Origin of the sequence: Clostridium sp. KLE 1755 (genome assembly GCF_000466465.2) — a bacterium.
Classification (GTDB): Bacteria; Bacillota; Clostridia; order Lachnospirales; family Lachnospiraceae; genus Eisenbergiella; species Eisenbergiella porci.
Genome location: NZ_KE992685.1, coordinates 53814 through 61675, shown reverse-complemented (window position 1 = coordinate 61675; position 7862 = coordinate 53814). Strand labels below are relative to the sequence as shown.

General features: G+C 48.9%; 6 protein-coding genes and 1 other annotated feature. Of the genes, 2 read left to right on the top strand and 4 right to left on the bottom strand.

What is annotated here, in order from left to right:
* Positions 1–197 precede the first annotated feature (197 nt).
* The 4 genes from hbs to HMPREF1548_RS08770 all read right to left on the bottom strand — a co-directional run bounded on the left by hbs (position 198) and on the right by HMPREF1548_RS08770 (position 5713).
* Positions 198–473 carry a non-specific DNA-binding protein Hbs gene (gene hbs / locus HMPREF1548_RS08785; protein WP_009255984.1) on the bottom strand — a complete coding sequence of 92 codons (276 nt, stop codon included), beginning with the start codon at positions 471–473 and terminating at the stop codon, positions 198–200.
* 224 nt (positions 474–697) lie between these two features.
* Positions 698–1681 carry a YutH/CotS family kinase-like spore coat protein gene (locus HMPREF1548_RS08780; RefSeq protein WP_025488182.1) on the bottom strand — a complete coding sequence of 328 codons (984 nt, stop codon included), beginning with the start codon at positions 1679–1681 and terminating at the stop codon, positions 698–700.
* 146 nt (positions 1682–1827) lie between these two features.
* Entirely contained in the window at positions 1828–3147 is a 1320-nt protein-coding gene (locus HMPREF1548_RS08775) for a CCA tRNA nucleotidyltransferase (RefSeq protein WP_021635634.1), read from the bottom strand.
* A gap of 196 nt (positions 3148–3343) precedes the next feature.
* Complete coding sequence (locus HMPREF1548_RS08770) at positions 3344–5713, bottom strand: valine--tRNA ligase (RefSeq protein ID WP_021635633.1); 2370 nt, start codon at positions 5711–5713, stop codon at positions 3344–3346.
* Between the two features lie 257 nt (positions 5714–5970).
* Positions 5971–6263: a binding site (T-box leader), on the bottom strand.
* Between the two features lie 462 nt (positions 6264–6725).
* On the opposite strand from HMPREF1548_RS08770, the gene HMPREF1548_RS08765 reads away from it, so the two are divergent.
* On the top strand, positions 6726–7583 hold the full coding sequence (locus tag HMPREF1548_RS08765; RefSeq protein WP_021635630.1) for a hypothetical protein: 858 nt from the start codon (positions 6726–6728) through the stop codon (positions 7581–7583).
* A gap of 17 nt (positions 7584–7600) precedes the next feature.
* Complete coding sequence (locus HMPREF1548_RS08760; RefSeq protein ID WP_021635629.1) at positions 7601–7846, top strand: VOC family protein; 246 nt, start codon at positions 7601–7603, stop codon at positions 7844–7846.
* The last annotated feature ends 16 nt before the right edge of the window (positions 7847–7862 follow it).

The window sequence follows — 7862 nt, the reverse complement described above, 5'->3', positions numbered from 1 at the left end:
CCTTCCACAATTTTTAAGTCTCATCTCCATGGTCCGGGAAGGCACCCGAAAAACACCTGTCCCGTCTCCCCCCTGCCCCCAGCCTGCCGCCCTGGTTCCGGATTCTCCTTCCGTTCCCTCCCCCCTATTGAAAAATGGCTGCCAATACATGTCATTGGCAGCCACCGAACTTGTCCATTATTACGAAACTCTTCCGATTATGCGTTCAGCATATCCTTTAAAGCCTTACCAGCTTTGAACTTGGGAGCCTTGGAAGCAGCAATCTTCATAACTTCGCCGCTCTGAGGATTTCTTCCTTCTCTTGCTGCTCTTTCGGAAACTTCGAAGGTACCGAAGCCAACCAGCTGTACCTTTCCGCCTTTCTTCAGTTCATCTGCTACTACATCAGTGAAAGCTTTCAGGGCCTTCTCTGCATCCTTCTTGGAAATTTCAGCTGCGTCAGCCATAGCTGCTACTAATTCTGTTTTGTTCATTATGAACTCCTCCTGTAATCACTGTAAATTTATAGATTGTATGCAAAAGAGTGTACTCTCTCAGACACTATATTATATATATACGTTTATCCCCCCTTTGTCAAGTATTTCCCCCGAAAAACCTGCGTTTTCAGGGCAAAATTAACCCTTTTTTAATAAAGAAGCTCTCAAAAAAAGACGCACTTCCGTTTTTACGTGTGCGCCATTTTTTGTCGTTTTTTCATTTATTTTAATGCATTGTCAAGAAAAGCTTTTTTTTCAGTTTCCTGCCGCAGCAGATTCTCCAGTTTTTCCCGGTTTCTCCCCGGTATCCAGGCCTTTCCGTTGTTATAATAAAAGTTGACTATCTTCCAGAATTTCTCAGGATAGGCAAACCGGTAATACAGCTGGATGCGGTCCGCTTCGGAGAGTGTGCGTTGCGTTTCATATGCGGTCAGGATGTTCAGGCCAAGGCTGACCGACCATGCATTTTTTTCCAGAAGCTTCCTGAGGAAAAGGTAGAGATCCCGGATAGGATTATCAAGCAGGTATTTTTCGAAATTGATGACGGTAAAGCCATCAGGCGTATACAGGATATTGTGATGCTGAAAATCACCATGGCAGAAATTACCATTCTTTTTTATCGCTGCTTCATCAAAGGCATCCGCATATCCCTGAAGCTCCTCCACCGCGGAAAGCGCTTTTTCATAAAAGAAGTCATAATGATGGAGAAGGTAAATCTCGAACTCCGTCTTCTGGCCTTTTTCCCGCAGATAACGGCGGACCTTTTTCAGCTCCCGGTTATGCTTCACGTATTCATTTTCCATACACAGGGCGGGCACGTCGTATTCCTGCACCAGCTCGGGCAGATGCATGGCATTATGTAACCTTCCCAGCGTCCGCGCGGCGCTCTGGCATTCCCGCACATCCTTCAGATTGCATTCCCGGCCTTCATAATAGGTTTTCAAAATATAAGGCACCCGATCCTGATCGTAGGAGATTAACCCGCCTTCCTTATTCCGGATCAGCTGCTCCAGCTGTGAAAAGCCGTTATCCTTCACCGCCGCCAGAAGCTTTTCCTGAATCTCCAGACGCGCCAGGGGGCCTGTATATTCCTTCAGAATAAACCAGCCCTCCTGTGTTTCACACAGAAGCGCGCCCCTTCCCTTCAGTGTACGGAGAATTTCTATTTCATAATTTTCAAAAACGCTTACCGCTCTGTCATTCACTGATATTTCCTCCCTCTCATACCCGGCATTTTCCGCCGCGCAGATGCTGCCGGCCAAACGCCGCCCGCAGGCCGGGTTCACAGCCCCCGGGCAACAGCAATTTTCTGCCGCTAGGTATTACCTATCATATGAGAAGGAAGCTCAAGTTATGTTTCTTTCGGAAGGTTTGCAAGCAAATATTCTTTTGTATTTTTCCCCGGGTCCTCCAGGACAAACTCCAGGAGGGCCGTGAGGGTCCGACCCAGCTGCGGCCCCGGCTTCATGCCCGCCGCCATCAGATCCCGGCCCGTCACCGCCAGGTCCTTAAGCGTGAGGCAGTCTCCCTCCTTTTGAATCTGTTCATAAAGGCTGTCAAGCCATTCCGCCTTTTCAGCCCTCTGATAATCGCTCTGCGCCGCCAAATCAGCTCGCTTTACTTCTAAAAGCAGCGGGAAAAGCGCGGTCCCCACCTTAGAGGCCGCCCGGCGCACCGCCCTGATTTCCGGAAGGATCTCGCAGTCGTGCCAGTATACCAACTCTGTCACTTTGTCAATCGTATCATTATCATACCGCAGCCTTTTCAGGATCCCCCTGGCCATACGGCTTCCAGCCGCTGCGTGGCCGTGAAAATGATCCACACCGTCTTCATCTGTAAAAGCGCACTCCGGCTTACCGCAGTCATGCAGCAGCATGGTAAGCCTCAGGACCTTGTCGGCCCGCACCGCCCGCATGGCGCGCAGTGTGTGCTCCCCCACATTCCAGCTGTGATGGGGATTTTGCTGGGACGTTTCCATCATTCTGTTGAATTCCGGCAGTATAATGGCCGTAATTCCCGTCTCCCAGGCGTATTTTAAAAATTCGGGATGCGGGCTTGCAAGCAGCTTCGTCAGCTCCACCTGAATCCGTTCCGCGCTTACCTTCCGAAGGTTTTCAGCATGTCCGCAGATGGCGGCCTTTGTTTTTTCCTCTATGGCAAAACCCAGCTGTGCGGAAAAACGGACGGCCCGCATGATGCGCAGGGCATCCTCCGTAAAACGTTCATCGGCATCGCCCACGCACCGTATGATTCCTTTTTCCAGATCCTCCCTGCCGCCAAAGGCGTCCACCAGGCCTTCCTCTTCATTATAGGCCATGGCATTAATAGTAAAATCCCGTCGTTTCAAATCTTCAATTAAATTGGAGGTAAAGGTAACCTCATTCGGATGCCTGCCGTCCTCATATTCCCCGTCCACACGGTAGGTGGTGACCTCATAGCCTTTTTTATGGAGCATTACCGTCACCGTCCCATGCTGGATGCCGGTATCCACGGTCCGGCCAAACAGCGCCTTCGTTTCCTCCGGCCTGGCTGAGGTTGTGATATCCCAGTCATCCGGCGTGCGTGAAAGCAGCGAATCGCGGACGCAGCCGCCCACCGCGTAGGCCTCATGTCCCGCCGCCTGTAAGCAGTGTATGATATATGTGACATCCCCGGGAAGCTGTATTTTCATCCTGATCCCTTCCTTTCCGGCCGGCGTCTGCGGCCGGACTTTGCATACTTGTAACTGAACTGCTACTATTATATACAGTTTTCCGCCGCGCCCGCAACTTAAAAAATAATCTCAGGCCCATTCCCGGAGCAATTCGGAGGCAGCCGTTCGGCCGGGACCAAACTGCTGCCTCCGGCCACACGGATTATCCCTGCTCTCAGCTTCTGAAAATAATGGCAGCGGCATTGGTGCAGGCCCGGATATCCATCTCGGACTGTTTGTAAAGCTTTCTTAATTTCCCCGGGCAGGTAATTACCAGCTCCGGGATGGCTTCCTTCATGGACATCTGCTTTTCCGTCTTTTCCTTTCTGACACGGCCGATAGTCTCCTTCAGATGGCCGCCGAATTCCAGGAGCAGTTCATCCGCCTTCTCCTGCTGCCACAGCAGCTGATGAATGGATACTGCGCCTTCAAACCCGCGAAAACAGGACTGGTAAATATATTCCGTCATATGGGGAATATAAACCGCATACAGCTTCAAAATACCCAGAAGGCTGTGATAGAGGGCATACTGGGCGCCCCGGCGTTCCGCTTCACCGTGTTTCTCCGGCTGGTAAAGCCGTTCCTTGACAATCTCAATATAATAATCACAAAAGTCCTCCCAGAACAGCTCGTCAACCTTCTTCCTGGCAAGCCCTGTCTCATATTCCTCCAGGAAGGCGGCCGCCTCCTCCGAGGCTTCCTTTACCCGTTCCAGAATCCACAGATCCGGAGGCAGAAGCCGTACCGTCTCCCCACAGTCCGGCCGGTAATCCTCCAGATGCATTCCGGCAAATTTTGCCGCATTATAAAGCTTATTCAGAAAGCGTTTGGAAACCTTCAGTTCCTCTTCGCTGAAAAAAGTATCCGTTCCCAGCCTGGCGCCGGCCGTCCAATAGCGTATGCAATCCGCGGAATGCGTCTCTATCAGCTGCATGGGAGAGGACGCGGCGTTGTTTTTGGATTTGCTGATTTTTTCTCCGGGCTTTGCCAGGACGAAGCCGCTGATCATGATATCCCTCCAGGGAATGCTTCCCGTATGGTAAAGACTGCGTACAATTGTGTAAAAGGCCCAGGTACGGATGATTTCATGAGCCTGATGCCGCATGCCCATAGGCAGGATTTCCCGGCTGCGGTCATCGTTCTCCCCGTATCTTGCATTGATTAAAGGTGTGACGGAGGAAGTGGCCCAGGTATCGAAAACCGCCGTTTCCGGCAGAAATTCCTCACAGCCGCAGCTGCATTTTTTCCCCGGCAGTTCTTCCATGGGGTTTACCGGCAGCTGATCCGCTTCGGCAAATACCGGTTTTTTACAGTTCTTACAGTACCATACCGGAAAAGGAACGCCGAAATACCGCTGTCTTGAAATACACCAGTCCCATTTCAGGTTTTCCACCCAGCTTCTGTATCTGCTTTTCATATAGGCAGGGTGCCAGTTGATTTCTTCCGCCGCATCCAGGAACCGCTGCTTCTGCGAAAGCACATCAATGTACCACTGATTGGAGGGTATGATTTCCACATCCGTACCGCACCTTTCATGAACCGCTACCAGGTGGGTCATCTCTTCCCTCCGGGCCAGCGCCCCAGCCTGCTCAAGCGCTTCGATAATGGCCGCCCTTGCCTGTTTTACCTTCATGCCCCCGATTACAGGAATATGCTCCGCAATCCTGCCGTCCGGGCGAATTACCTCTCTGTAGGCAAGGCCGTGCTTTTCACACCAGCCCACATCCGCGGTATCTCCGTAGGTAGCGCACATAACGGCTCCCGTGCCTTTTTCCATACTGGCCTCTTCTTCTGTCAGAATGGGAACCTCAAAACCGTAAAGAGGCACCTTTGCCATTTTCCCGGCCAGCCTCCGATATCTCTCGTCTTCGGGATTTACGAAAACACAGACACAGCCATAAAGCAGCTCCGGCCGTGTGGTCGCAACGAGGAGCTTTTCCTCTCCCGCCTGGAATTCCAGGTAATTAAAGGTAGTTTCCCGCTCCTTCATTTCCAGCTCGGCCTGGGCAATGGAAGTACGGCATTGCGTGCACCAAAGTACAGGCGATTCCTTCATGTAGGCCTTTTTCTGCCGTACCAGATCAAGGAAGGCTCTCTGGGATATTTTTGCGGTCAGCTCGGATACTGTCCGATACTGCAGAGACCAGTCTACAGAAAAGCCCAGGCTCTGCCACATTTTCCGAAAATCCGCCTCATAGCTTTCGATGGTTTCCATGCATTTTTCATGGAACTGGCTTCGGGGCATATCCGCGGCATGGAAACCGCCGTCCCTTTCCACAAGCCGTTCGGTGGGAAGGCCATTGTCATCAAAGCCGAAGGGATAAAAAACATCGTAGCCCTGCATCCGCTTAAAACGCGCTATCATCTCCGCCTGGGTATAAGAAAAAACGTGCCCGATATGAAGGCTCCCGCTTACCGTAGGCGGCGGTGTGTCAATGGAAAATACCTTTTTCTCCCGGCCGTTCCTGTATCGGTAAATCCCTTCCTTTTCCCATAACGCCTGCATTTCCCGTTCTGTTTTTCTGAAGTCATACTTTTTATCCATTCCGGATACCTCCTGATATTTACGGCTCCGCCGTTTTTTTGCAGCAGTTTTCCCGCCGCTTATTTGATTACAAACCAGATCGAAGCGCCCGCCCTGTGCAGTGAGCGGATGTGAAACCCCGGACGTATTTGTTCCCTGCGGAAGCCGTCAATAGGGACAGGAAGACCGATGGTTATCTGCCATCATGCCCAATTGGCCCGCTATCCGCAGGAAACGTGCGCCGCCAGACACACAAAAAAACGCCCTAAGCAAAAAATGCTTAGGGCGAACAATATGTCCGTGGTACCACCTAAATTCAGAAGAGACTTCTGCACTTAATACAATACGGGAAAACCTCCCGGTCTTCCGATATCGCTTTCCCTGATAACGGTGGAAATCTCCGTTGGAGTCTACTTGGAATCCGAATCCGCCGGGCAGACACCCGCCGCCGTCCTCCGTTCAATCCAAAGCTCAAAGGCTACTTCCATGTTCCCTTCACGGAGATTTTCACCAGCCATCTCCTCTCTGTTCATCCGGAAGAACATGTACTCCTCCTCATCAACGCTTTTGTCTGAGTCTGTTAACGCTATTATAGCATGGGTCTGCGGAATGTCAATCATGAATTATTTAGCTTGGGCCGTGCTATGAATTTCTTTGTCCGAAGCCGTGCCAGGGGATATTCAGTCCGAGACTGTAGCTGACTTATTGACTAATTGCACTGATAAATATTTTCCGTCTGTTTTTTAGTACTTTGATATTGTACTTTTTACACAGATATGGTAGATTATTTTTACGGATATTTTTTAATTTTCTTTCGCTCATTTCACTGAGCAATAAAAATGTCCGTGTTCAATTTTTTGCATCACGGCGCTTCTGCCGATTATTCTCTTTTATGTTTTTCTGTTTTGCCTGATTCATTCACTGTTTTCATGCCGGAAGAGAGGTGATTTCATAACTTGACTCAATACCGCTTCAAATATTTTTATTTTCGTTGAAATTATTTTGGAATAATATTATAATGGAGGTATAAAAAATGGACGTCACAGTTACAAAAGAATATAAGGACAGACTCTTCCGGCTTGTTTTCCAGGATAAAAAGGATTTACTTTCCCTATATAATGCAGTGAATAAAAGCAGCTATGAAAATCCGGAAGAACTGCAGATCTTGACCCTGGAAAATATGATTTATCTGAAAATGAAAAACGATATCTCTTTCCTTTTAGGAGATATTTTAAATCTTTATGAACACCAAAGTACGGTGAATCCTAATATGCCGGTCAGGGGTTTCCTATACTTTGCCGAAATGTACCAGAAATACCTGATGAAATACAAATACCGGTTATTCAGCACGAAGCTTATTATGCTTCCCAGACCGCAGTATATCGTGTTTTATAATGGGCTGGAGAATCAGCCTGACCGTTTTGAACTGAAAATGTCAGATGCCTTTCTTCCCGCTATGACCTCCATGGAACCGTGCCTGGAATGCACGGTGCTCATGCTTAATATTAATTTGGGACGGAACCGGGAACTCATGGAAGGCTGCCGTAAGCTGAAGGAATATGCTATGTTCGTGGCAACGGTACGGGAAAAGCTCACGCTGGATTTACCCTTTAACGAAGCGGTGGACAGTGCCATACAGGAATGTATCCGCAATAATGTCCTGAAAAATCTGCTAATAGCCCACAGGGCGGAGGTAATTAATATGTTATTTACGGATTACGATGAGCAGGAGCACATGGCTTGTGTGAAGGAAGAAGGATTTGAAGAGGGCCAGGATAAAATCTTACATCTGATTCAATTGCTGATTAAAAATTCCCGCAATGAAGAGATTGAAAAGGCCGTTAATAATCAGGATTTCAGGAACCAGCTTTTTAATGAATTTGGTCTCTAAATGGATTAAATGCTTTTATGCCAACAGACTGGTTCGGAGCGGAATTCAGATTTGGTGAATTAACCATTTGGATTTGGAACGATCAGGAAAATAAAGATGGTATCAGAAATGTACTGGTCCTCCATTGTGATGATATTTTTGCGGCCTATAACGATCTGAAAGCAAAGGGCTACGATATTACTGAACCTGAGCTGAAGTTCTATGGGGATTATGAAATGAAGCTGAAGGATGCCGATGGCAATCTGCTGCTGTTCTTGTCATAATTTATCCCGCTTAAAG

Coding starts and splice junctions, on each gene's coding strand:
- HMPREF1548_RS08760 (WP_021635629.1), top strand. CDS start 7,601: ATGCCAACAGACTGGTTCGGAGCGGAATTCAGATTTGGTGAATTAACC.
- hbs (WP_009255984.1), bottom strand. CDS start 473: ATGAACAAAACAGAATTAGTAGCAGCTATGGCTGACGCAGCTGAAATT.
- HMPREF1548_RS08765 (WP_021635630.1), top strand. CDS start 6,726: ATGGACGTCACAGTTACAAAAGAATATAAGGACAGACTCTTCCGGCTT.
- HMPREF1548_RS08770 (WP_021635633.1), bottom strand. CDS start 5,713: ATGGATAAAAAGTATGACTTCAGAAAAACAGAACGGGAAATGCAGGCG.
- HMPREF1548_RS08775 (WP_021635634.1), bottom strand. CDS start 3,147: ATGAAAATACAGCTTCCCGGGGATGTCACATATATCATACACTGCTTA.